Origin of the sequence: Polaromonas aquatica, from assembly GCF_050626995.1 — a bacterium.
Taxonomy (GTDB): domain Bacteria; phylum Pseudomonadota; class Gammaproteobacteria; order Burkholderiales; family Burkholderiaceae_C; genus Polaromonas; species Polaromonas aquatica_A.
This window is the reverse complement of sequence record NZ_CP192467.1, coordinates 2,541,641-2,566,630: the sequence shown is the minus strand read 5'-3', so window position 1 is coordinate 2,566,630 and position 24,990 is coordinate 2,541,641. Positions and strand designations below refer to the sequence as shown.

Annotated in this window: 22 protein-coding genes; 4 read left to right on the top strand and 18 right to left on the bottom strand. The window is 62.9% G+C overall.

What is annotated here, in order from left to right:
- Positions 1-24: 24 nt before the first annotated feature.
- Entirely contained in the window at positions 25-1,185 is a 1,161-nt protein-coding gene (locus ACQ4MS_RS12225; protein ID WP_431094819.1) for an aminotransferase class V-fold PLP-dependent enzyme, read from the bottom strand.
- A gap of 327 nt (positions 1,186-1,512) precedes the next feature.
- Between ACQ4MS_RS12225 and ACQ4MS_RS12220 the strand changes: the two genes are divergently transcribed.
- From ACQ4MS_RS12220 to ACQ4MS_RS12210, 3 genes are all read left to right on the top strand, one after another.
- The gene (locus ACQ4MS_RS12220; protein ID WP_431094817.1) at positions 1,513-3,030 is read left to right on the top strand and encodes a DUF4118 domain-containing protein; all 1,518 of its coding nucleotides are present in this window, start codon (positions 1,513-1,515) and stop codon (positions 3,028-3,030) included.
- The gene (locus ACQ4MS_RS12215) at positions 3,027-3,713 is read left to right on the top strand and encodes a response regulator (protein WP_431094815.1); all 687 of its coding nucleotides are present in this window, start codon (positions 3,027-3,029) and stop codon (positions 3,711-3,713) included. The genes ACQ4MS_RS12220 and ACQ4MS_RS12215 overlap by 4 nt, the downstream gene beginning before the upstream one ends.
- Before the next feature lie 186 nt (positions 3,714-3,899).
- A complete protein-coding gene (locus ACQ4MS_RS12210; RefSeq protein WP_431094813.1) occupies positions 3,900-5,849 on the top strand; it encodes a potassium transporter Kup in 1,950 nt (649 codons plus the stop codon).
- A gap of 298 nt (positions 5,850-6,147) precedes the next feature.
- Here ACQ4MS_RS12210 and ACQ4MS_RS12205 read toward each other — a convergent pair whose 3' ends face one another.
- The 15 genes from ACQ4MS_RS12205 to ACQ4MS_RS12135 all read right to left on the bottom strand — a co-directional run bounded on the left by ACQ4MS_RS12205 (position 6,148) and on the right by ACQ4MS_RS12135 (position 18,503).
- Positions 6,148-6,531 (bottom strand): YciI family protein, encoded by a 384-nt coding sequence (locus ACQ4MS_RS12205; protein WP_431094812.1) that lies wholly within the window; start codon positions 6,529-6,531, stop codon positions 6,148-6,150.
- A gap of 103 nt (positions 6,532-6,634) precedes the next feature.
- A complete protein-coding gene (locus tag ACQ4MS_RS12200) occupies positions 6,635-7,297 on the bottom strand; it encodes an HAD family hydrolase (protein WP_431094810.1) in 663 nt (220 codons plus the stop codon).
- A 15-nt stretch (positions 7,298-7,312) separates the two neighbouring features.
- Positions 7,313-8,143, bottom strand: a complete 831-nt coding sequence (locus ACQ4MS_RS12195; RefSeq protein WP_431094808.1) for a metallophosphoesterase — start codon at positions 8,141-8,143, stop codon at positions 7,313-7,315.
- Between the two features lie 49 nt (positions 8,144-8,192).
- Positions 8,193-8,489: a hypothetical protein gene (locus ACQ4MS_RS12190; protein ID WP_431094806.1), complete on the bottom strand. Its 297-nt coding sequence runs from the start codon at positions 8,487-8,489 to the stop codon at positions 8,193-8,195.
- 11 nt (positions 8,490-8,500) lie between these two features.
- Positions 8,501-8,917 (bottom strand): YchJ family protein, encoded by a 417-nt coding sequence (locus ACQ4MS_RS12185; RefSeq protein WP_431094804.1) that lies wholly within the window; start codon positions 8,915-8,917, stop codon positions 8,501-8,503.
- Entirely contained in the window at positions 8,917-9,339 is a 423-nt protein-coding gene (locus ACQ4MS_RS12180; protein WP_431094802.1) for a rhodanese-like domain-containing protein, read from the bottom strand. The genes ACQ4MS_RS12185 and ACQ4MS_RS12180 overlap by 1 nt, the downstream gene beginning before the upstream one ends.
- A gap of 180 nt (positions 9,340-9,519) precedes the next feature.
- A complete protein-coding gene (locus tag ACQ4MS_RS12175) occupies positions 9,520-10,647 on the bottom strand; it encodes an acyl-CoA dehydrogenase family protein (RefSeq protein ID WP_431094800.1) in 1,128 nt (375 codons plus the stop codon).
- A 52-nt stretch (positions 10,648-10,699) separates the two neighbouring features.
- Entirely contained in the window at positions 10,700-11,383 is a 684-nt protein-coding gene (locus tag ACQ4MS_RS12170; protein ID WP_431094798.1) for an SDR family oxidoreductase, read from the bottom strand.
- A 3-nt stretch (positions 11,384-11,386) separates the two neighbouring features.
- On the bottom strand, positions 11,387-12,433 hold the full coding sequence (locus ACQ4MS_RS12165; RefSeq protein WP_431094796.1) for a DUF695 domain-containing protein: 1,047 nt from the start codon (positions 12,431-12,433) through the stop codon (positions 11,387-11,389).
- Entirely contained in the window at positions 12,430-13,623 is a 1,194-nt protein-coding gene (locus ACQ4MS_RS12160) for an acetyl-CoA C-acyltransferase (protein WP_431094794.1), read from the bottom strand. The genes ACQ4MS_RS12165 and ACQ4MS_RS12160 overlap by 4 nt, the downstream gene beginning before the upstream one ends.
- Before the next feature lie 34 nt (positions 13,624-13,657).
- The gene (gene aceK / locus ACQ4MS_RS12155) at positions 13,658-15,535 is read right to left on the bottom strand and encodes a bifunctional isocitrate dehydrogenase kinase/phosphatase (RefSeq protein WP_431094792.1); all 1,878 of its coding nucleotides are present in this window, start codon (positions 15,533-15,535) and stop codon (positions 13,658-13,660) included.
- Positions 15,536-15,553: 18 nt separating this feature from the next.
- Positions 15,554-16,246: a carbonate dehydratase gene (gene can, locus ACQ4MS_RS12150; protein WP_431094790.1), complete on the bottom strand. Its 693-nt coding sequence runs from the start codon at positions 16,244-16,246 to the stop codon at positions 15,554-15,556.
- A 23-nt stretch (positions 16,247-16,269) separates the two neighbouring features.
- A complete protein-coding gene (locus tag ACQ4MS_RS12145) occupies positions 16,270-17,451 on the bottom strand; it encodes an isovaleryl-CoA dehydrogenase (protein WP_431094788.1) in 1,182 nt (393 codons plus the stop codon).
- A gap of 34 nt (positions 17,452-17,485) precedes the next feature.
- Positions 17,486-17,941, bottom strand: a complete 456-nt coding sequence (locus tag ACQ4MS_RS12140; protein ID WP_431094786.1) for a PaaI family thioesterase — start codon at positions 17,939-17,941, stop codon at positions 17,486-17,488.
- A 154-nt stretch (positions 17,942-18,095) separates the two neighbouring features.
- On the bottom strand, positions 18,096-18,503 hold the full coding sequence (locus ACQ4MS_RS12135; protein WP_007867394.1) for a MerR family transcriptional regulator: 408 nt from the start codon (positions 18,501-18,503) through the stop codon (positions 18,096-18,098).
- A gap of 103 nt (positions 18,504-18,606) precedes the next feature.
- Here ACQ4MS_RS12135 and ACQ4MS_RS12130 point away from each other — a divergent pair, with 103 nt between their 5' ends.
- Complete coding sequence (locus ACQ4MS_RS12130; protein WP_431094784.1) at positions 18,607-19,701, top strand: MBL fold metallo-hydrolase; 1,095 nt, start codon at positions 18,607-18,609, stop codon at positions 19,699-19,701.
- 213 nt (positions 19,702-19,914) lie between these two features.
- Here the strand turns inward: ACQ4MS_RS12130 and ACQ4MS_RS12125 are convergent, their stop codons facing one another.
- Positions 19,915-20,559, bottom strand: coding sequence for a response regulator (locus ACQ4MS_RS12125; RefSeq protein ID WP_431094782.1), 645 nt, complete (start codon positions 20,557-20,559; stop codon positions 19,915-19,917).
- Positions 20,560-20,681: 122 nt separating this feature from the next.
- Positions 20,682-24,965: a PAS domain S-box protein gene (locus tag ACQ4MS_RS12120; protein WP_431094780.1), complete on the bottom strand. Its 4,284-nt coding sequence runs from the start codon at positions 24,963-24,965 to the stop codon at positions 20,682-20,684.
- Positions 24,966-24,990 lie beyond the last annotated feature (25 nt).

The window sequence follows — 24,990 nt, the reverse complement described above, 5'->3', positions numbered from 1 at the left end:
AAGCTCCCGATGAAAAACAGCCGCTCAGGCCGCGACAGCCTGGCGCGCCTTCTCGGTCAGGCCGATCTGGTCGAGTGCGGCGGCAAGCTGGCCGACGGTGCGGTCAGATTGGTGCCATTTCTCCAGGCCAAACAGGCCGACGCGGAAGGTCTTGAAATCGGCAGCCTCGTCGCACTGCAGCGGCACACCGGCGGCGGTTTGCAAACCCTGGGCGAGGAATTTTTTACCAGACTGGATGTCGGGGTCTGTGGTGTAGCTGACCACTACGCCTGGAGCCTTGAAGCCTTCGGCGGCCACGCTGGGCAGGCCGCGGCTTTCAAACAGTTTGCGCACCTTGGCGCCCAATGCTTCCTGCTCGGCTTTGACTTTGGCAAAGCCGTAGTCTTGCGTTTCCTTCATGGCGGCACGCAGGCGCGTGAGGGCGTCTGTGGGCAGAGTGGCGTGGTAGGCATGGCCGCCGTTTTCGTACGTCTCCATGATCTGCATCCACTTTTTCAAATCGCAGGCAAAGCTGGAACTGATGGTGCTGTCTATCGCGGCGCGGGCGCGCTCGCTGAGCATGACCATGGCGCAGCAGGGTGAGCTGCTCCAGCCTTTTTGCGGGGCCGAAATCAGCAGGTCAACGCCGGTGGCCTTCATGTCAACCCACATGGCGCCGGAGGCGATGCAGTCAAGCACAAAGAGGCCGCCCACGGCATGCACTGCCGCGGCGACGGCCTGCAGGTAGCTGTCGGGCAGGATCATGCCGGAGGCGGTTTCGACGTGTGGGGCAAAAACGAGTGCGGGCTTTTCTTTGGCGATGGCGGCGACCACATCGGCGATGGGTGCGGGCGCCCAGGGGGCTTGCGCGCCGGGGCCGGTTTGTTTGGCCTTGAGCACGGTGTGGGATGCGGGGATATGGCCCATGTCAAAGATCTGCGTCCAACGGTAGCTGAACCACCCGTTGCGGATGACCATGACGTGCTTGCCACCCGCAAACTGACGGGCCACGGCCTCCATGCCGTAAGTGCCGCTGCCGGGCACCAGGGCCACGGCGTGCGCCTTGTAGACGTCTTTGAGAATGCTGGAGATGTCGCTCATCACACCCTGGAAGCTCCTGGACATGTGGTTGAGGGCGCGGTCGGTGTAGACCACCGAAAACTCGAGCAGGCCGTCAGGGTCAACGTTGGGAAGGAGTCCGGGCATGGTGTTGTCTCTCAAATCGTTATTAAAAGTCGGGCAGCCAGCTTAACAGGATGGGACGATTTTGGCAGTGGGGTTATGGGTGGCGTCGGGAGACTGCAAGGACCGGGAAGGCCGCGCGGCGGGGCGTGCTGGGCGAGTCATTTGCTATTTATTTCATAGCTAGTTGCGCCGATTCTTATTGGGCTACAGGCACTTTTTATGGGTAAAAGTTGATACAGATCAAGAATTTGGGCGGTTGGGGGCCTTGGGGTCCGCCGTATCCGCCACCGCACCCAGCCCGGCTTCCTGATGCAATCCTGATGCGGCCGATGGTACGCTGGCCTTCTGATGACGAAAGCCCCTGAATCCACTCCCGCCACGGGCACCTCTTTGCGCCACTGGTTCGCCGTGGCGCTGCTGCTGGCGGCGGCCACCGGCGGCGGGCTGCTGCTCGACAGAGAGGTGACGATTGCCAGCCAGGCCATGCTGTATGTGCTGGTCGTGGTGGTGGTGTCTTACACCATGGGCTGGAAGGAGTCTGTGGCCTCGGCGCTGGTGGCCGTGACGGCGCTGAATTTCTTTTTTGTGCCGCCGCGCTTTACCTTTGAGGTGGAGAGCCGCGACCACCTGATTGCCCTCTTCAGCATGCTGCTGGTGGCGCTGGCCATCAGCCACCTGTCAGCGCGGCTGCGGCGTGAGACGGCTGCGGCGCAGCTGAACGAACAGCGGGCGCGCCAGCTGCAGGGCTTGGCCACGCAGCTTTCTACCGCGGCCGCGGTGCAGGACATTGCCGCTTTGGGCCAGGCCGCGCTGGACGAAGCCTTTACAGGCCCCTGCCTGCTCGGCACGGTGGACGCTGCAGGGGAGCTGTCGAATGCAGCGGTGCTGGAGCCTTCCGTGCTGGATGGCATGCGCTGCTGCATGCGCGAAGTGGCCACGCTGGGCCCCGGCACCGGGCGCTGGCCGGGGCTGAACGCCTGGTACCTGCCGCTGGGCGACAAGGCGCAAATGCACGGCGCCGCACGGGTAGAACCCGCACCGGCACACGACACCGGTGGGCGCGAACATGCCGAGGCGCTGTGTGCGCTGCTGGGCCAGGCGCTGTGGCGGCTGCGGCTCAGCCAGTCGATGCAGGCGGCGCAGGGCGAGGCCCAACGCCAGCAGGTGCAAAGCACTTTCCTGGCGGCCATTTCGCATGACCTGCGCACGCCGCTGGCGGCCGTCGTGGGCGCGGCTTCGGCACTGCAGACGCAGGGCGACAAGCTGGCCCCGGCCGAGCAGGCGCGGCTGCTGGGCAGCATTGTGAGTGAGGCTTCTTATTTATCGACCGTGACGGAGAACACGCTGCAGCTGGTGCAGCTCTCCAACACGGCGCAGCCGCCGGCGCGGCAATGGGAGTCACCCGAAGAAATTGTTGGCACGGTGCTGGCGCGCGTGCGCAAGCGCGACCCGGAGCGCCGCATCACTTCCACCGTGCAGGCCGGGCTGCCGCTGATCAAGGCCGACCCGGTGCTGCTGGCACAGCTGCTGGACAACCTTCTGGACAACGCGCTCAAGTACAGCACAGGTGCGATTGCGCTGGCGGTGCGCGCAGAAGGCGGCACCCTGCTGCTGGCCGTGAAGGACAGCGGCCCGCAGATAGCGAAAGACAAGTACGAGGCGATCTTTGCGCCCTACGCACGGGGTGACCAATCCGGCGCGCGCGGCGCAGGCCTGGGCCTGGCGCTGTGCCGCGCCATTGCAGAGGCGCACCAGGGCCAGCTCACCATTTCGTCGCGCAGTGATGCCGGCGAATCGGGTGAAGGCAATGTCTTCACGCTGACACTGCCCATCGCCGCGCAGCAACCGGCCGGGATGCAGCCATGAGCCTGCGCATCCTGGTGGTGGAAGACGACCGCGACCTACGCGAGCTGATGCGCGCCTCGCTGTCGGTGGAAGGTTTTGAGGTGCAGACGGCCGTGTCGCTGAGCGAAGCGGCGGCGCTGATACGCCACGACCCGCCCGACGTCATCGTGCTGGACTTGGGCCTGCCCGACGGCGACGGCGCCGAGCTGGTGCAGGAGGTGCGGCGAAAACATTCGCTGCCGATCCTCGTGGTGTCGGCCCGGCACCAGGAGGCGCAGAAAATCAAGCTGCTGGACGCGGGGGCCGACGACTACCTGACCAAGCCTTTCAGCGTGAGCGAGCTGCTGGCGCGCATACGCGTGGCGCTGCGCCACCGCGGCACCACGCTGGCCGCGGCCGTGACGGTGCACGCGCTGGACGGCCTGCGTGTGGACCTGACGCTGCACACCGTGCAGCTGCACGGCGAGACGCTGCACCTGACGCCGACCGAGTTCAAGCTGCTGGCGCGGCTGGTGCGCAGCGCGGGCCGCGTCGTCACGCACCGGCAGCTGCTGGCCGACGTGTGGGGGCCGGAGTACACCGAGCACGTGCACTACCTGCGCCTCTACATGGCGCAGCTGCGCGCCAAGATTGAGCAGGACCCGGCCGAGCCCCGGCATTTGCTGACCGAAACCGGCGTAGGCTACCGGCTGGCGGTGGACTGACACCGTTCCATTTCCATATCAACCGTGCACTTTGTCGGCTTCGCTTGCCGTACTTCTGTACCGTCTGCGCTTCGCCTCGCGTTCACGGGTGATCTGAAAACGGAATCATTGAATCATTGAATCACTTATGCGTTCCTGATGCGCATCCGCCGACAGTGAAGGCTTCTTCACTGCTGGATGGAATGTATGGGAATGACGACGAATGCTGCGCCTGCGCAAGAAGGCACGGCCGCAGCCACGAACCACACCACGGGTAAAAAGGGCCACCGCGAAGGCGTGGCGGCGCTGACGCTGGGCGCTCTGGGTGTGGTGTATGGCGACATTGGTACCAGCCCGCTCTACACGATGAAGGAAATCTTCAGCCCGGCCACGGGCATCCCGCTGGATGAGGCGCACCTCATCGGCGCTGTGTCGGTGATCTTCTGGGGCTTGATGATGATCGTCACGCTCAAGTACATCCTGCTGATCCTGCGCGCCGACAACAACGGCGAAGGCGGCATCATGGCGCTGACCGCGCTGGCGGCCAAGGCGGCCGGGCACAACCCCAAGGCGCGCACGGCCCTGCTGCTGACGGGTGTGCTGGGTGCGGCACTGTTCTATGGCGACAGCGTCATCACACCGGCGATCTCGGTGCTCAGCGCGGTCGAAGGGCTGGAGGTGGTGACGCCCGCCCTCAAGCCCTATGTGCTGCCGGCCTGCATGGCAGTGCTGGTGGCGCTGTTTGCGGTGCAGCGTTTTGGCACGGGCCTGGTGGGCAAGCTGTTTGGCCCGGTCATCGTGCTGTGGTTTAGCGTGCTGGCATTTACCGGCGCGCTGGAGATTGCGCAACAGCCCGGCATATTGGCCGCGCTGAACCCACTGCACGCCTTCCACTTTTTAAGCGCACAGGGCTGGCACATGTTTGTGGCCGTGGGCGCCATCGTGCTGGCCTTTACCGGCGCTGAAGCGCTGTATGCCGACATGGGCCACTTCGGCAAACGGCCCATCCAGTTTGCCTGGGGCGGCCTGGTGCTGCCGGCACTGGCCATCAACTACATGGGCCAAGGCGCGCTGCTGATGCGCGACCCGGCCGCGCTGGAGAATCCGTTTTATCGCCTGTTTGCCGAGGCCTGGCTGATTCCCGCCGTGATGCTGGCCACGCTGGCCACGGTGATTGCCTCGCAGGCCGTCATTTCAGGGGCTTATTCGATGACGCGGCAGGCCATACAACTGGGCCTGCTGCCACGCATGAGCGTGCTGCACACCTCGGCACGCGAAGCCGGGCAAATCTACATGCCGGGCGTGAACTGGCTGCTGCTGGCGGCCGTGCTGCTGACGGTGGTGGGCTTTGGCAGCTCATCCGCGATGGCGGCGGCTTATGGCATTGCGGTGACGATCACCATGCTGATCACGACCTTGCTGACCTTCTTTGTCATACGCCAGGGCTGGCGCTACCCCTTGCCGCTGGCGATTGCGGCCACGGTGACTTTTGTGGCGGTTGACCTGCTGCTGGTGGTGTCGTGCCTGCTGAAGTTCATGCAGGGCGGCTGGTTCCCGCTGGTGATGGGCGTGGCAATCTTTACGGTGATGGCGACGTGGCGGCGCGGGCGCGAGCTGCTGATGGACAGCATCCGCCAGGATGACCCGGAGCTGCTGCCCTTTGTGACGGCCCTGTCGGCCGACAGCGAGAACCGTGTGCACCGCGTACAGCGCACCGCGGTTTATGCAGTGGCCAACCCCGACACGGTGCCGCAGGCGCTGATGCACAACCTCAAACACAACCAGGTGCTGCATGAACGCAACCTGATCCTGACGGTGGTGTTCCACGATGTGCCGTGGATACCGTTTACCGAGCGCGTGCAGGTACAGCCGCTGGCGCCGGGGTTCTGGCGGGTGGAGGTGAACTACGGCTTCAAGAACACGCCCGACATCCCGAAAGCGCTGGAGCTGTGCAAGGCCCAGGGCCTGCCCATCAACCTGTTCGAGACCTCGTACTTCTTGAGCCGCGAGATCGTGGTGCCCACACGCGGCTCGGGCATGGCGCACTGGCGCGAGGCGCTGTTCGCGCTGATGTCGCGCAACGCGGGCAGCGTGGCGGGATTCTTCAAGCTGCCGAACAACTGCGTGATCGAGCTGGGGACGCGGGTGCAGATTTGAGGGGTCGGACGTCGCCCGCGCGACGGTCCAATTACTATCAATTTAATAGCTGTTCGCGCACATTTCTATTGGGCTACAGACGCTTTTGATACTTGAAAACGCCTGTTTCACCGCTTTCCCGGGCTTTTCCGCGCCCCAGGGCGGTTCAGGACGGTTCAGGACGGTTCAGACTGATTCCGTTGCCCGGACAAGCTATCAAAACGATAGCTGCTTGCGCCTATTTTTATTGGGCTAGAGGCCTATTTGATGCTGAAAATAGCATCAAAAGGCCCCAGACACCCGCTGGGCGCCAACCGCCTCAGGCCTTGCCGTCGTACTGCTCAAAGAACCCGATGGGGTGCATGTCGATGCGCCAGCCGGCTTGCTCCCCCAGCGTGGCGGCCGGGTGCAGCGAGGCGGCTTTCACGGCTTCTTCGGCGCTGGCAGCCTCGATGATGAAAAACCCGCCGACCAGCTCTTTGGCCTCCGTGAACGGGCCGTCGATTTTCTGCGTCTTGCCTCCGCGCGGCTGCAGGCGGATGGTCGTTTCAGGCTCGCCCAGCGAAGCACTCACGCGCAACTGCCCGGTGGCCTTGAGCTGGGCGTCCTTGGCGGGGCACTGGCTGACCAGGGCCTGCATGTCGGCGGGTGCCATGGCGGCGAATTCGGCGGGGTTGTAGTAAGCGAGGCAGAGGTATTTCATGACCGATTTCCTTTAAAAGTGGTTACTGACACCTCTACGACGAATGGATTCGACCGGAATCGACAAGTCAGCTGAAAAAAGCCCGCGGCAAGAAATCGCGCCGTCAGGTCACCAGCGCCGGCAAGTCGGCCATGGCGATGAACACATGCACCGCACCGGCGGCGCGCAGGGCCCGGGGTGCGTCGTGGCCCAGCTCGGGCGGGCTGTAACCGAACACCGTGCAGCCAGCCGCCACGCCGGCGGTGACACCGGTGATGGTGTCTTCAATCACGGCGCAGCGCTTGGGGTCAACTCCCAGCGCCGCGGCGGCGGCCAGGTACACATCCGGGAAGGGCTTGGAGCGCGGCAGCTCATGCCCACTGAAAACCTTGCCTTCGAAGAAGGGCATCAGCCCGCACTTTTCCAGCTGCAGCTCGACCTTGAAGCGGTCTGCGCCGGACGCGCAGGCAATGCGGCCCTGGTACAGCGTGTGGATCTGGCTGACGGCCTCGACCGCGCCATGCACGGCCAGCAGCGACTCGACCAGGGCTTCGTTGCGGCGGGCACGAAACTCCAGCATCCACTCTTCCGTCACGGGCTTGCCGGTGTGGGCCTCGATGTTGGCGGCTTCGTCCTTGACGGCCTTGCCGACAAACATGGCCATGCATTCGGCCGAGCCGAGCTTCCAGCCGAGCTCTTCGAGCATGTCGCGCAACACGCCGTTGGTAATCGGTTCGCTGTCGACCAGCACGCCATCACAGTCAAATAACACCGCATCGAACTTCATCTGTCTGCTTCCTGTTTATGGGGGCCGCGCCGGGTTGACCGCCGGCGCATCGAGGGTGAACATCACCCACTCAGGCCTCATGTTAAATCGCACCGGCAAAATGCTGACGCCGAGCCCGCTGGTGACATACATGCGATTGTCGCCGTGCTCCACCCAGCCATAGGCCCAGTCACGCGGCGCGTCGCCGGGCACGACCAGGGCGCCGACAAAAGGCAGGTAGACCTGGCCGCCATGGGTGTGGCCAGCTACGGCAAGGCCGCGCACGGGGGGTAGTTCCTTCAGACTGGCGGGATCATGCAGAAACACCAGCGAGTGCGCGCCCGGCGGCAGTTTTTTAACGGCGGCCCGGGGGTCGGAATGCCCGGTCATGTCGTCGCCGATACCGACGACCCAGACCTGCGTGCCTTTGAGCAGCTGGGCGTCGTTCTCAAGCACTTTGATGGCGCGCCGCTCCAGCGCTGCCGTAAAAGCGGGGCCGTCATGCCACCAGTCGTGGTTGCCCAGCGCCACATAGACGCCGAGCGGCGCCTTGAGCTCGCCCAGCACTTCGGCAATTTCGTCTTCAGGCGTGGCGGCAAAGTCGGGCTTGTAGTTGTGTTCGGCGATCAGGTCACCGGGGATGAGGATGACGTCGGGCTGGGCGGCGTTGATCTCGCGGACGATGGCGCGGGCACGCTCGACCGTCATCACGCGCCACAGCGCGCGTTTGGTGAAGTGCCAATCCGACGCAACAGCCACCTTGAGGCCAGCCGGGCCTTTCCAGTGACGAACCTCCACGCTGATTTCACGGTGCGCGACCCAGCGTGGTTCGATGATGACAACCCATGCGCCCAGCAGCAAAATCACCAGAATTAAAGCGCAGGCCCAGCAAGACCTCTGCAGTCTTACCAGGCGCTCATAAACGGACATCAACACCCGTTTCGTTCACGGCCTCTATCACACCGGTGCTGTGCGGCGCCAGGCCATAGGCGCGAAGGTTTTTTCGCAATTCGACGGCGTCGACCTCGTTCCAGGCCAGGCCGCAGTCGATGCAGGCATGTGAATGCTGATTTTGCAAAAGCACCGGCTTGCCGGCAAGGGATCGCAGCAAGCCACGCAAGGGATAGAACCGTTCCGCTTCGAAATTGCCGCGCACCACCTTTCGGCTGCTGCAGCGCAGGCAATACATGCCTCGCACGGTCTGATTGAACATCTGCCCTCCCCTTATTGGATGTCGCCGTCCACATAGTACCAACGCCCTTCTTCACGCACGAAACGGCTGCGCTCATGCAGGCGCACGGCCGGGCCACCGGAGCTTTTCTGGCGCGCGACGAATTCGACCTCAGCGTGGGTGGCATCGAGCTGGCGATGGCTGCGCACTTCAAGGCCCAGCCATCTCACGCCGGGGTCAAACTCGATGGACGCGGGCCGCTGGGTGGTGTGCCAGGTGGCGAGCAGGTAGTCGGCATGCCCGGCCACAAAGGCGGTGTAGCGCGAGCGCATGAGCGACTCGGCGTCCGGCGCGGGCACAGCGTCGAAATGGTCAAGGTAACGGCCGCAGCAGTTGGTGAACAGCAGTGGCTTTTGAGCCGGGCCTGTGCGCCCGCAGGGGCACGGCTGGGACGACAGCAACTGGGGCATCAGCCGCAGTTGTTGACGCGGGCCTTGCGCTCTTCCAGCGTTTCAGTGGGTGCGCCCTGCTTCACCCATTCGGCATAACCACCGTCAATGTGCGCCACGTTGCGCATGCCCATGTCCTGCAGGGTTTTGGTGGCCAGGGCGCTGCGCCAGCCTGCCCCGCAAAAGAGGATGAACTCTTTACCTTCATCGGCAAACAGGGGCTTGTGGTACGGAGACTCTGGGTCAACCCAGAACTCGAGCATGCCGCGCGGTGCGTGGAAGCTGCCCACCACGGTGCCGGCTGTCAGCTCGCGCACATCGCGAATATCAACGATCTGTACCTTGGGGTCGTTGAGTTTTGATCTGGCCTCTGCGACGGAATAAGTTTTGATCTGCGCCATGGCCTCGTCGACCAATGCGCGGAATCCTTTGGTGATGGGCATGCTCTGTCTCCTGCTGTGGATAGCCACTGAATCGGCAAGTTTACGGCGTGCACTCCATACGTAGTGCGAGAAATCCCGCAAACCCAGCAGGGGCCGCGGAACCGGCTTTGCCGGGCCGCAGGCGCCGCCCCCTGCAAGGGGGGAGGAGGCTACACAAAGTGAGCCTCAACGGGGGTGTACTCAAAGTCCGCGTTGAATAATGATTTTCTGCACGTCCGACGTGCCTTCATAAATTTGGCACACACGCACATCCCGGTAAATGCGTTCTACCGGGAAGTCGCTGACATAGCCGTAGCCGCCCAGCGTCTGGATGGCCGCGCTGCAGACTTCTTCAGCCATTTCGCTGGCAAAGAGCTTGGCCATGGCGGCTTCTTTCAGGCAGGGCAGCCCCGCGTCGCGCAGGCTGGCCGCGTGCCAGATCAGCTGGCGGGCAGCTTCGATCTTGGTGGCGCAATCAGCCAGGCGAAAGCCCACCGCCTGGTGGTTAAAGATGGCAGTGCCAAAGCTCTGGCGCTCCTTGGCGTAGCTGAGCGCAAATTCGAATGCGCTGCGCGCCATGCCGACGCTTTGTGCGGCGATGCCGATGCGCCCGCCTTCAAGCGCGCCCAGGGCGATCTTGTAGCCTTCGCCTTCGCTGCCGATCAGGTTTTCGGCCGGGATGCGGCAGTTGTCAAAATTGATTTGCGCGGTGTCACTGGAATGCTGGCCCAGCTTGTCTTCAAGCCGCGCCACCACATAGCCCGGTGCGCTGGTGGGCACGATGAAGGCGCTCATGCCTTTTTTGCCGGCGCCCTTGTCGGTCACCGCAATCACGATAGCCGCGTGGCCATTCTTGCCGCTGGTGATGAACTGCTTGACACCGTTGATCACATATTCATCGCCGTCTTTCACGGCCGTGGTACGCAGTGAAGAAGCGTCACTGCCGACGTGCGGCTCAGTCAGGCAAAACACGCCGAGCATCTCGCCCTGAGCCAGCGGTGTGAGCCACTGCTTTTTCTGCTGCGCGTTGCCGTAGCGCATGAGGATAGCGTTGACCGGACAGTTGGTGACACTGATGGCGGTGCTGGTGCCACCGTCACCGGCGGCGATTTCCTCAAGCACCAGGGCAAGCGTGAGGTAGTCAAGATTTGCGCCGCCGAACTCTTCAGGTACGCAGATACCGTAAGCGCCCAGCGCGGCCAGGCCGGCATGCGCTTCCTTGGGGAAATAGTGCTCCTTGTCCCAGCGGGCGGCGTGGGGCCAGAGCTCTTCTTTCGCAAACTCGCGCACCGCGTCGCGAATCATTTCCTGGTCCTGGTTCAGCAGCATGGTGTGCCCTTGCGATATGTGTCAAAGAAAAAACGGAGCCGGCCGGGTGAATTCACCATGCGCCGAAGAGGCGGCCGTCATAGTCGAGAAAGGCACCCTTATGTTCGGGCTTGAGCCCCGCCAGTGTGGCGCGCATGGCCGTGACGCTTTGCTCCACAGTGAGCGGCGCGTCCTGGCCGCCCATATCGGTTTGCACCCAGCCGGGTGACAGGGCCACCATGATGGCCTTGGGGTAGTCGTGTTGGGCCGAGGCGACCGCCATATTGAGTGCGGCCTTGCTGGCGCGATAAACCCAGCCATGGCTGCTGTCCGCGCCCGCAATCTGCGACAAGGCGCTGCTGATGAAAGCAAAGCGGCCCCTGCCACCGCCTCCCATCCTTGAGGCCTCGACCATCGGCGCGACTTGCGGAATGGCCTGCATCGCACCCAGCACATTGGTATGCATGGCCTGGTCAAAGGCCTCGCGTGTCGGCGGTGTCAATGCACCGCCCCGCGGGAAGACGCCGGCCACATACAGGGCGATATCGATCTCTTCGCCGTCCAGCAGCCAGGCCAGACCGCTGATGCTGGCGGGCTCGGCCACGTTCAGCCGCAAGGCCTTGGCGCCCAGGCCCTTAAGGCGCTGCAGGCCTTCGTCGTCGCGTGCGGTGGCAATGACGTCCGCACCGTCTGCCAGGTACTGCCTGACAAATTCGAGACCTATGCCGCGCGATGCGCCGAGGACAAGAACTTTCATGGATCAGCCCGCAAACTCGAAGTACTTCGACCATGACGGATCGAATTCGCTGCGCAGATCGGCATCGGCCAGTGGCGCAGACTGCACGCTGGCATTGATCATTTCAAGCGCCGCGGGCAAGTCGCCAACGTAATAGTTGGCCATGCGTTCGCCGTTGCGCAGCATGGTGTGCGACAGGATGCCTGCATGATGGAGCTCAAGCCGGGTGGCGATCTGGTCCTGGAGGTCACGGGCGGCGTCCAGCGTGGCCTGGTCATGCGCGGGCAGCTTGAGTTCGACCGCATGGCCCAGGTCTGGCCTGGCTGCCACGGCATTGGCGCTGTCGTTGACCGACACGATCGCGTGGTTGCCTTCGCCGTCGCTTTCAAAGGCAAGCGTCAGCGTGGACCAGCTGTCTTCGCCATTCGGGAAAAGCCCCGTATGCCCCAGCGCGCCGGTCCAGAAGCTGTCCATCACGGCGCCGAACTGATGCAGCGGCGTGGCCTGAATCACCTCTGCGGAAAATTCGTCCACAAAATCCACCACCCCGACCTTGATCGCGAAGTCGTATTCGCCCAGCACATGGTCAAGCATGATGAAGGCCATGTTGCGCGCGTGGTCCTGCATGTCACTGGGGAGCTCGCGGTCGAACTTGACCTCAATGCCCACCTGCCCCTCGTCGGCAAAATGGCCGATCAGCAGCTCTGAGGTGGCGAGCTCGAAATCATTCATGCGGATCGGGAAATCGGGTTCCTCGGTGCGGCTGCGAAAAGCGCGGAGGGTGTAGTGCTTCAGGGGAGGCGCCCGCTTCACGAAATCCATGAGCAGGGGGAAGCGGTCCTTGGAGCCTTGGGCCGTCGCGATCAGCTCGATCTGGAGGTCTCCGTCGTTTGCGGACATCTCCAGCGCCAGCCCATCCAGCGAGGCCTCCAGAATTTCGTTGATCTCCTCAACCTGGTCACGCACCGGTTTTTGGACAAGTTCCGCCTCACCCTGGAGGAAACCGAGCCAGAAGGTGTCGATACGCTGCGCAAGCTCGGCCGCCGAAAGCTCCGGAGCGGCCTCGCTCATACCAGCTCAACCGCCAGTGCCGTGCCTTCACCGCCGCCGATGCACAACGTGGCGACGCCTTTTTTGAGGCCGCGGGCCTTGAGCGCGTGGATCAGCGTCACGATGATGCGGGCGCCGGAGGCGCCGATGGGATGGCCCAGCGCACAGGCGCCGCCGTTGACGTTGACGATCTCGTGGCTGATGCCGAGTTCCTTCATCGCGGCCATGGGCACCACGGCAAAGGCTTCGTTGACTTCCCACAGGTCGACGTCTTTCACGCTCCAGCCGATTTTCTTGAGCAGCTTGTTGACGGCGCCGACGGGGGCGGTGGTGAACCACTCGGGGTCTTGCGCAAAGGTGGCGTGGCCGAGGATGCGGGCGATGGGCTTGGCGCCCAGCTCTTTGGCGGTCGACTCACGCGCCAGCACCAGGGCGGCAGCACCGTCGTTGATGGACGAGCTGGACGCGGCCGTGATGGTGCCGTCTTTTTTGAAGGCAGGCTTGAGTGTGGGGATCTTGTCGAGCTTGACCTTGCCCGGGCCTTCGTCGATGGAAATCACCGTGTCGCCGCTGCGGCCCTTGACGGTGACGGGCGTGATCTCGGCCTTGAAGGCGCCGGACTCGGTGGCGGCCTTGGCGCGGTTGACGCTGGTGGTGGCGAAGGCGTCTTGCGCTTCGCGGGTGAATTTGTATTTGTCGGCGCACTGCTCACCGAAAGTGCCCATGGCACGGCCGGGCTCGTACGCGTCTTCCAGTCCGTCCAGCATCATGTGGTCATAGATGCGGTCGTGGCCGATGCGCACGCCGCTGCGGCCCTTGAGCAGCAGGTGGGGCGCGTTGGTCATGCTTTCCATGCCACCGGAGACCATCACGTCACGGCTGCCGGCGATGAGCTGGTCGTGCGCGAGCATGGTGGCCTCCATGCCGGAGCCGCACATCTTGGAGAGCGTCACGGCTCCCACGCTGGAAGGCAAGCCGCCCTTGAAGCCGGCCTGGCGCGCGGGCGCCTGGCCCTGGCCGGCCATGAGGCAGTTGCCGAACAGCACTTCGTCGACTTTTTCGGGGGCGATGCCGGCACGCTCGATGGCAGCCTTGATGGCAGCGCCGCCCAGGTCGTGGGCCGACAGGCTGCTGAAGTCGCCCTGGAAGCCGCCCATGGGGGTGCGGGCTGCGCCGAGGATGACGATGGGGTCTTGGAGTGATTTCGACATGAGAGGTCCTTTCAGATGTGGAGGTAAATCTTGTTCAGGGAGTCAGGCCACTGAGGCCAGTGAGCACGGGCTCGGGCGGCAATTGCGTAAGCACCTCGTCGCCGGCTTCTCCCGGGCTGTGCAGCGCGATAAAACGTTTTTCGCGTTCATAGGGAAATACGTCATGCACATGGCCAGCCTGGATGCGTGCCTGGTGACTCTGCCAGAAGTGCGCGTCGAGCAGGTCGCCATGGTGGTTCATGAAGACTTCGCGTACCGCATCGTTGCCAAGAAGGAAGGGACCAAAGGTTTCAGGGAACACGTCCTTGGGTCCGACGGAATACCAGACCTCGCCGCTCATCTCCTCTTCTTCGTTGCGGGCGGCGGGCACCCTGCGGAAGTTGCAGTCGGTGATGTATTCGATCTCGTCGTAGTCGTAGAACACGACCTTGCCGTGGCGGGTGATGCCGAAGTTCTTCCAGAGCATGTCGCCGGGGAAAATGTTGGCAGCCACCAGGTCCTTGATGGCGTTGCCGTATTCGACGACGGCGCGTTCAATCTGGTCCTTGGCGGCGGGCTCCTGCACGCCGGCGTCAAACGCTTCCTGCAGGTAGATGTTCAGCGGGATCATGCGCCGTTCGATGTAGACGTGCTTGATGATGACTTCGGTCTGGCCGTCGCCATCGCGGTCGCTGATCTCGAGCTGGCTGGGGGCGAACTTTTCGATCTCGGCGATCAGCTCGTCATCAAAACGCTCACGCGGGAAAGCCACTTCGCTGTATTCCTGCGTGTCGGCCATGCGGCCCACGCGGTCGTGTTGCTTGACCAGCAGGTACTTGCCCTTGATCTGCTCACGCGTGGTGTCTTTTTGCGGCGGGTAGTAGTCTTTGATGACCTTGAACACGTAGGGAAACGAGGGAAGGTCAAACACCAGCATGACCATGCCCTTGATGCCGGGCGCTATGCGGAACTTGTCAGTCGAGTGCCGCAAGTGGTAGAGGAAGTCGCGGTAGAACAGCGTCTTGCCTTGTTTGGCCAGGCCCAGCGCGTTGTAGATTTCGGCGCGCGGCATGTGCGGCATCATGCTGCGCAAAAACTGCACGTAAGCCGAGGGGATGCCCATGTCGACCATGAAGTAGGCACGCGCGAAGCTGAAGAGGATCAGCAGGTCGTCTTCCCCAAACAGGGCCGCATCGATGACGAGCTTGCCGGCCTTGTTGTGCAGCACGGGCAGCGCAAACGGCACTTCATTGAAGCCGTTGATGATCTTGCCGACGACGTAAGCGCCCTTGTTGCGGAAAAACAGGCTGGTCAGGACCTGGATCTGGAAGTTGGCGCGCAGCTTCACGTCGGCAAAACGCTCGCTGATGGCTTCCAGCACATAACCTGCGTCGCGCTCGAGGTCCTCGAACGGCAGGCGCAAGTCGAAGTCGCGCACCAGCTGCAGCAGTACATCGCGCATGTTGTCGCGTGTGGGGTAGTAGGCGCGGTAGGTCGGTTGCGATGCCAGCTCGTCGTTTTCGATGTACTCGGTGCTGACGGCCGGGCGCACGAAGATGAAGTCGTTCTGGAAGTAGCTGCGGTGCAGGATCTTGGTGGTGACCGAGTTGAAGAAGGTTTCAGCCAGCTCGGGCTGGTGGTGGTTGACGAGGAGGCCGATGTAATGGAGCTTGACCTGTTGCCAGACGTCCATGGGCTGCTCGCCGGCCTTGAACTCCCGCTCCAGCCGGGTGGAGGCTTCGCGCACGCGCAGGTCATAAAACTCTATGCGTTCGCGCTGGGCACGCTGCTGGCCGTGCCAGTCTGCCGTTTCAAAGCGGTGTTTGGCGCGCGCGGATTCGGTGCGAAAGAGCTGGTAGTGGCGGTTAAAGCCATCCATCATCGCCTTGGCGATGTCGTAAGCAATGCTCGAGTCCAGGCGCTGGGGGAACATGGCTTTGCCTTTCGCCGCTCAGACCAGTTGCTGCTGCATGCCGCCGCCGGCGCGCGCGGTCCACAAGTCCCACACGCGGTCGACTGCCTTGCTGTAGAGCTTGTCGAGTTCATCAGGTGACGAGACACTCATTTGCAGATCTTGCAGCAGGCCGTCATGCACACCGAAGGCCCAGCCGTGCACGGTGACTTCCTGGCCGCGCGCCCAGGCGTCGACCATGACGGTGCTGACCGAGACGTTGACCACCTGCTCAATCACATTGATGTCGCACAGGGCCTGGGCACGCACGTCTTCGGGCAGGCTGTCGAGCAGCTGGCGGTGGCGATGGCGCACGTCCTGGATGTGGCGCAGCCAGTTGTCAGCCAGGCCAATGCGCGCACCTTCGAGCGCAGCCTGTACGCCCGAGCAGCCGTAGTGGCCCACGACCATGATGTCCTTGACCTTGAGCCGCTCCACCGCGAACTGGATAGCGGAAAGCGCATTGAGGTCGGAGTGCACGACGATGTTGGCGACGTTGCGGTGCACGAACACCTCACCCGGCTCCAGCCCGGTGATCTGGTTGGCGGGCACACGGCTGTCGGAGCAGCCTATCCACATGTACCTGGGCGTCTGCTGCTTGACAAGGCTGGTGAAGAAGCCCGGGCGCTCGGCTTCCATCTGCGCGGCCCAGGCGCGGTTATGGGCAAAGAGGTCTTGGAGCGAAGTGGTCATGGGTGTATTTTCGCCTGCTCGGCTTACATCGTCTCGGCGAACAGCTCCCGCCCAATCAGCATGCGGCGGATTTCGCTGGTGCCGGCGCCGATTTCATAGAGCTTGGCGTCGCGCCAGAGGCGGCCCAGCGGGTATTCGTTGATGTAGCCATTGCCGCCGTAGATCTGCACACCCTCGCCGGCCATCCAGGTGGCTTTTTCGGCGCACCAGAGGATGACGGAGGCGCAGTCCTTGCGAACCTGGCGCACGTGTTCCGTGCCGAGCATGTCGAGGTTTTTGGCCACGGTGTAGGCAAACGAACGGCCGGCTTGCAGCACGGTGTACATGTCGGCGACCTTGCCCTGGATGAGCTGGAACTCGCCGATGCTCTGGCCGAACTGCTTGCGGTCATGGATGTAGGGAACCACGTTGTCCATCACGGACTGCATGATGCCCAGCGGGCCGCCGGTGAGCACGGCACGCTCGTAGTCAAGGCCGCTCATCAGCACCTTGGCGCCGCTGTTGAGGCCGCCGAGGATCTGGCTGGCCGGCACTTCAACGTTGTTGAAGACGAGTTCGCCTGTGTGGCTGCCGCGCATGCCGAGTTTGTCGAGCTTTTGCGCGACGGAAAAACCCTTCATGCCTTTTTCGATCAGGAAGGCGGTGACGCCGCGCGCGCCGAGTTCGGGCTCGGTCTTGGCGTAAACCACCAGGGTGTCGGCGTCGGGGCCGTTGGTGATCCACATCTTGCTGCCGTTGAGCAGGTAATAGCCGCCCTTGTCTTCAGCTTTCAGCTTCATGCTGATGACGTCGCTGCCGGCGCCGGGCTCGCTCATGGCCAACGCACCCACGTGCTCGCCGGTGATCAGTTTGGGCAGGTATTTTTTGCGCTGCTCATCGGTGCCGTTGCGCTTGATCTGATTGACGCACAGGTTGCTGTGCGCGCCGTAAGACAGGCCCACCGAGGCACTGGCGCGGCTGATTTCTTCCATGGCGATCATGTGAGCGAGGTAGCCCATGTTGGCGCCGCCGTATTCCTCACCCACGGTGATGCCGAGCACGCCAAGCGAACCCATCTTTTGCCACAGGTCCATCGGGAACTGGTCGTTGCGGTCGATCTCGGCGGCGCGCGGGGCGATCTCGGCTTGCGCGAATTCGCGCACGGCGTCGCGCAGGGCGTCGATGTCTTCACCGAGCATGAAGTTGAGTCCGGGCATGTTGGTCATGATGGGCTTTCTGAAGTCGTATGACGGGATTGGGTTAGTAGGTCTTGGGCACGGGCACCAGCGTTTGCTGCATCAGGGCGCAGGCACTTTCCTTGCCGCCGGCGCCGACGTGCGTCACTTCCGCTGTGGTGACGATGATGCGTTTGCCGGCCTTGGCGACGCGGCCGATGGCGCGCAGTTCGCCGTCCTTGAAGGCGGCCATGAAATTGATTTTGTACTCGACGGTGGTGACTTCGGAATCTTCCGCGGCCACCGTCAGCGCGGCATAGCCGCCTGCGATGTCGGCCAGCGCGCCCATGGCGCCGCCGTGAAAACCGCCTTGCTGCTGTGTCACGCGCCCCGAATAAGGCAGGGCCACCTCGCACAGGCCCGGCTCCACGCGCAGCAAGCGCGCACCCAGGTGCTGCATCAGGCCCTGGCGCAGGAAGCTGGCTTCGATACGCTGGAACAGTGCTGAAGGTGCAGTGCTTGCGGCGGCGGTGGCGTCCATGGAAAGCCCTTTGAAACGTGCGGAAGGCGGCTTCCGCGGAGTTTTCGGAGTTGACGTTTACGTAAACGTCAATTATGACGTATTTGATGCCCGCGTGGTCCGGCCCGGGATTGCCCGCGCCGGCCCGGGGGCAATCAGCCCCAGCGAAAGCGCTTCAGGGTTTGCCGGCCTTGGCCTTCTCGGTCTTGGCGAGAAGGGCCTTGGCTTCTTTCTCGTGGGTGCGGATTTCGTCGAGGTTGGCCTGCAGGTCAAGCATCTGAGCTTCGAGCTTTTTGCGATGCTCCGTCAGGATGGCGAGAAATTTCTTGAGCTGCGGCGCGGTGTCGCGCGGGCTGTCGTAGGAGTCGATGATTTCCTTGGCCTCGACCAGCGACAGGCCCAGGCGCTTGGCGCGCAGGGTGAGCTTGAGGCGGGTGCGGTCACGCGCGGTGTAGACCCGGTTGCGCCCGCCCGCCCCTTCGCGCTGGGGCTGCAGCAGGCCCATGTCTTCGTAAAAACGCATGGCGCGTGTCGTCAGGTCAAACTCTTTTGCCAGGTCGCTGATGGTGTAGGTGGTGGCCATGATGGGTCTCTGGGAAACTCGGGCGACAGCGCGAAAGAGGCGCGGTCCCTACAATGGTTGTGTATGACGTTTACGTAAACGTCAAATATACCGTGAATATGCCATGAACCTCCTCGAGCAGCAACTCCACTACCCTTTTGGCGACAGCCTGCCGGAATCGGGCATGACGATGGAGGTGGCGCCAGGCGTCAAGTGGATACGCATGGCCCTGCCCTTCGCGCTGAACCACATCAACCTGTGGTTGCTGCGCGATGAGATCGAAGACCCGGATGCGCCGGGCACAAGGATCCAGGGCTGGACCATCGTCGACTGCTGCATCAGCCGGGAAGAATCCAAAGCGCAATGGGAGGCGATATTTGCCACCCAGCTGGAAGGTTTGCCGGTGCTGCGTGTCATCGTGACGCACATGCATCCCGACCACATCGGCCTGGCGCACTGGTTGTGTGAGCGCTGGACCACCCCCAAACACCTGTGCAGGTTGTGGATCAGCGCCACGGACTACCTTTCCGCCCGCATCGGCTCACAAAGCACCACGGGTTTCGGCGGGGAAAGCGCCGCACGTTTTTTTGCCGCGCACGGGCTGGTGGATCCGGAATCCGTCGAGAAAATCCGCGGCCGCTCCAGCTATTACCCCGGCATGGTGCCAGCCGTGCCGGCGAGCTACGTCCGCATCATGGATGGCATGGCGGTGCGTATCGGCGGGCGCGACTGGCGCTGCATCAGCGGCTACGGCCATGCGCCCGAGCACATCGCGCTGCACTGCGAAGAGTTGAACACCTTGATCAGCGGCGACATGGTGTTGCCGCGCATCTCAACCAATGTCAGTGTGTACGACATGGAGCCGGAATCGAACGCGCTCACGCTGTTCCTGGAATCCATCGACAAATTCCTGCCGCTACCCGAAGACACGCTGGTGCTGCCGTCGCACGGCAAACCCTTTCGCGGCCTGCACACCCGCATAGGCCAGCTGCACGACCACCACCGCGACCGCCTGGCCGAGGTCATGCAGGCCTGCACCACCGCACCCTGCAGCGCGGCGGACATCCTGCCCATCATGTTCCCCCGCAAGCTGGACCTGCACCAGACCACCTTCGCCATGGGCGAAGCCGTGGCACACCTGCACGCGCTGTGGTTTGGCGAAAAGTTGACGCGCCGGCTGGACGCCGATGGGATTTACCGGTTTAGCGTTAGTCCGTAAGCGGGGCCAGGACGGGCGCTATGTTTTTAGTAGCTGCTCGCGCTCGTTCCTATTGGCCTGCAGCCCGATTCGGCACATAAGAATGAGTGACCGTGGGACCCCTTCTTTACCAGCCGGGGCCGCGGAACCGGCTTTGCCGGGCCGCAGGCGCAGCGCCCCCTCGGGGGGCAGCGCATTACACGAAGCCGAAGGCGAAGTGAAAAGCGTGGGGGCTTAACTACGCCACTTCCGGTTAGCCGTCACCAGCGCGGTGAGGTAACCGTGCAACCATTCAAAGTTGACGGGTTTTTTCAGCAGGTGGGCATGGGGTGGAAGGCCTCCGCGTTCCGCAATGGCGTCGGGCGGCAGGCCGCTGATGACAACGATCTGCATGTCAGCCAGCTGCACATTGCGCTTGAGTGCCTTGAGCATTTCAATACCGTCCACGCCGGGCATGGACAGGTCGGTGATCAGCAGGTCAGGCCGCATGCTGGCAATGTCCATCATGGCCTCCAGGGCGGAGGGCATCCAGGTGCAATCAACCGGCAGGTCCCAGTCTTCAAACTGGCAGCGGTACAGCTCGCGGGTGTCTTCGTCATCCTCCACCATCAGCACCCGAAGGCGGCTTTTGGGGTCGGTGTCGACACGCGACAGCTGTGGGCTGTTTTTCGCCAGGTAGGCATTGATGGACTGAAGGGCAATGCGGCGGTGCCCACCCAGCGTCTTCCACGCCTCGATCTCCCCTTTTTCAACCAGGGACTGCACAGTCGCAACGGACAGCCCCAGAAGCTTGGCTGCATAGCTGGTGCCGCAGTAATCCTCGCTGGAGAAATCCGCAGCCGTGATAGCGGCCTCGAAGGACTTGGGTTCACGCGCCATGGCAGACCGCAGGGTGGAGGGAATGTTTCATTTTGTGCATTTTAATCAATTCGACTCACTTGCCCGCTTATTAAGCCCGGCATACAGGATGGGAGCCTCCATCGACCATCAGGCATCAGGTATCAGGCCGAGAGTGGTGAAGTAGGCAGGGTGAAGAAAAACCTCGCTCCTTTACCCGGGGCTGCCTCGGCCCATATCCTGCCGCCATGCCGTTTGATGACCCGGCTGACGGTGGCAAGGCCTATACCGGTACCGGGGAACTCAGAAACTGCATGCAGGCGTTGAAACGGGGTGAAGAGCTTGTCGGCATAGGCCATGTCAAAACCGGCGCCGTTGTCCCCGACAAAAAATTCCGGCAGCCCGGCGGCATCAAGCTGGCAGCCCACGGCGATCTCCGCAACGGGTTGCTGGGCGCTGAACTTCCAGGCATTGCCGATCAGGTTTTCCATCACCACACGGACCAAACGGCTGTCGCCATAGGCTTTCAGCCCTTCTTCAATGTTCACCGCAACCTTGCGCCCGGGATCGCGCACCTGCCATTCATCGACAATCGTGCGGGCCAGGCCCGACAAATCCACCGCCGCGTTGTTCAGCGGTGAGCGCGACACTTGCGCCAATGACAGCAGATCTTCGATCAACTGCCCCATCTGTGCCACACCCGCCTGGATGCGCGCCAGGTAGTGCGTCACCCTTTCGCCGGCATTGGAACCCAGGTGTTTGCCCAGCAGGCGGCTGAAGCCGTCCACGGTGTTGAGCGGCGAGCGCAGGTCATGAGAGACAGAATACGAAAATGCTTCAAGCTCCTGGTTGGACAGGCGCAAGGCGGCTTCAATGGCCTTGATCTCGGTGATGTCGGCGTCGATGCCCACCCAGAATGTCACCTCCCCCTGTTCGTCCAGCACAGGTGATGCGCGGTAAGACATGGTGTGCACGCCGTCCCGGGCCAGCACGCGCCGTATGCCCGTGTATTGGGAACGCGTGGCCTTGGCTACATGCCAGCGGGCCTTGATATCGGGGAGGTCGTCCGGGTGGATGGCGGCAAACCATTGCGTGCCCGTCCAGTCCTCCATCTTGCCGCCCGCCAGGTCAAACCAGGCACGGTTGAAGTAGGTGGCGGCACCTTCAGGGTCGCTGGTCCACACCACCTGGGGCGCTTGCTCGGCCAGCGCCTGAAAGAGCGCCTGCTGACGCTCCAGCGCCAGTGTGCGGTCTGCCACTTTTTGCTCCAGTCCGGTATTGAGCTGGCTGACCTCTTCAATCAGGCGGGCGTTCTGGATGGCAATGGACGCCAGCTGGGCGAGCTCAAGCGCCACATATTCGTCCTCCTGCGTGAATTCACCTTCGTATTTGTCGGACAGCTGGAGCAACCCGATGTTTTTGCCGTCGCGGCTTGTCAGGGGCACGGCGAGCCAGCCGCGCATGACGGGATGCTTGTCGGCATAGTTGCCAAAACCGCGCCAGCGTGGATGGGCTTCCAGCTCAGCCTGGGTCATGCGCATGGACCTGTTGGTCTGGCAAACCAGTGAATAAATACCGGTACCGTCGGGTGGCTCGATCAGGTCCCGGTATTTCGCGTACTTCTCGGACAGCGACAGCGCATTGATGGCCTGGGCCCAATCGCTGTTCACGGTGAGGCTGACAATCGACTGGTGCGCGCCAATCACACCCCGGGCCTGTTCGGCCACTTCGCGCATCGTATCTTCCAGCGTCTGGTGCCACGTAATGGCCTGTGCGGCGTCGGCCGCGCGTTGCAGCGTGAACAGGTGCTCCTGCGCGGTTTTTTCGGCTTTGACCTGGGCGCTCATGTCCAGGGCCACGACAAAACGCGCGGCGTGGCCCCCGTACTGCACGGGGCGGCCCACCACGCTGACGGGAAACAGCTCACCCTCCTTGCTGCGGTGTTTCCAGAGGATTTTGGGATCTGTCGCCGGCTCGTTCCTGGCGAGATTACTGCGCAAAGCGTCGTACTCTGATTCAGGGCGAATGTCGAAAATGGTCATCGACAGGAATTCATCGTACGAATATCCGTAGCGCTCCACTGCGGCCCTGTTGACATTGAGAAACCGCGCGGTGGCGGTGTCAAAGACCCACATCGGCACGGGCCCCATCTCAAAGAGCGCCGCATAGCGCTGCTCGCTTTCGCCCAGCGCCTGCTCCGCCAGCTTGCGGCGGGTGATGTCGCGCTCCACCGACACCCAATGGGTAAAGCGGCCCTTGCCGTCGGCGATCGGGACGATATCGAGTTCGGCCCAGAATTCTTCGCCGCTCTTGGTGTAATTGATGAGCTCGGCGCGCACCGGCTCCCATTTCTGGAGCGAGGATTTGATGCGGTCGAGTTCGTCGCGCTGCGTTTTAGGCCCCTGGAGCAGGCGCGGCGTTTTGCCCAACACCTCTTTACGGGTATAGCCGGTGCGGCGCTCAAAAGCGTCGTTGACAAAGATGATGCGCGGGCCGAGGCCATCGATAGGCTGGGCGTCGGTGATGAGCACAATATCGTTGAGCCGGGATACGGCGGTTTCCAGGAGGCGCAGGTGGGCCTGCGCATCATGCTGCTCCGTAATGTCCTGCAGCACGCCGACCAGGCTCACCACTTTGCCGTCCTGCTGCAGCGCACGGCCCTGCGTACGCACCCAGATGCGCCGGCCCTTTGCCGTGATGAACGGCAGCTCCAGGTCCCATGCGGTTCCCTGCTGCAAGGCAGCCTGGGCGACGGAACGGATGGTGCGCTGGGCTTCGGGCGCATAAAAATTGAGCGCCTCCTCAATCCCCAGGCCGGCCGCCGGATCCAGTTCGTGGATGCGGTAGATCTCCTCGGACCAGTAGGGCGTCATTGTGTCAACCAGGACTTCCCATCCACCGACCTTCCCCAGCGCTCCCGTCTTGTTCAACAGCTCGGTGCTGCGCGCGACCACCAGCTCCGCACGCTTTCGGTCGGTAATTTCCTGAATCACGCCAGACCGTCTCTGCGCGGATAGCCCGCCTTTGCCCTGTTGCACATCATCAGCGCGGCCAAACAGGTGAACCCACCGAATCTCACCGGCGGAGGTGACGATGCGGAATTCCACGTCCAGCGGCTGGTCAGTCTGAACGGCCAGGTCTCGCCTGGCCCTGAAGGTCTCCCGGTCACCGGGATGGATCAGCTGCATGAACCCCTCATGGGTCCTGTCGAAGGTCGCACGGTCAACCCCGAGGACCTCGTACACCTCATCGGACCACCAGCTCTCATTGGTAGCAGTGTCAAGCTGCCAGTAGCCGATGCGGCCCAGCCGCTGGGCATCCCGCAGTTTCTGCTGAATAGCTTCGCTGTTTGCCAGCTCAACCTCAAGGTCATTCCGATGCCTTTCCAGGGATTCCGCCATGCGATTGAAACCCCTGGATATGCTGGCAAATTCCCCGAAATCGTCAGCCCGGCCCACCGGGATCCGCACATCGAGCCGCCCGTTCTCGACCTGCCGGGTAGCCTCCAGAATGTTTCTGGTGGGCGCCACGATGGCGCGCCCGCCAATAATCCAGGCGACGCCGCCCCCCACAAATGCCACAAGCGACAACAGCACGAGTTCAAGCCAAAGCTGCTCGCGGCTGGCACCCACAATCAGCTGGTGGTCCATGCTGACCGCCACAAAAAAAGCGGCGTTGGCATCGGCGCTGCTGGGCGTGAAAGCCCATACACGGCGCTGCCCGGCGCCGTCCGGGCCGTCGTCGGTGCCGGTGCGCATCTGCTGCGCTGCCGCCTTCAGTACGGGACTCTTTGCCACCTGCCCGATCCGGATGGGCAGCTCGGGCTTTCCGGCCAGCAGCACCCCACCGCGGTCGTGTATTCCCACGGCGGCGCCGGGGGGCAACTGGATGTCCATGGTGGACTTCGCCATTTCGGCCAGGTCGACCGACGCATAGGCGACGACCTCAACACGCCCGTCCTTGTCCAGCAGAGGAAGTGCAAATGAAATGGAGGGCCTGCCAGTGGCACGTCCGACGATATATTCGCCCACCACAAAGCTGCGCCGCTCCATGGCATTGCGGAAGTAGGCGCGATCTCCCAGGTAGCCCAGTTTCACGCCTTCCTGCCCGTTACACAGCGCGTAACCGTCCGTTCCCACCATGCCGAAATTGGCGTAAAGCGGAAACAGCTTGTTGAGCTCTACAAGGTAACGGTCACAACGGGCACCGTTGCCGTCCCTCAAGCCGGGCATGTGAGCGATCGCTGTCAGCACCTGCCGCGCAGATTCTGCCAGGCGCTGCTGGCTGGATGCGGTCAGCGACGCGGCAAATTGCAGATCATCCCGGGCTCGCTCGACAGCAATGTCGGCGTTGTACACGGCCTTGAAAATCGACAGTCCGAACATGGGCACGATGGCCACCAGCACGAGCATGACAAGGCGGGTTCGAAGCGTGATATGGGGGCTCATGGCATCAACGCTGCAGGAACCAGCA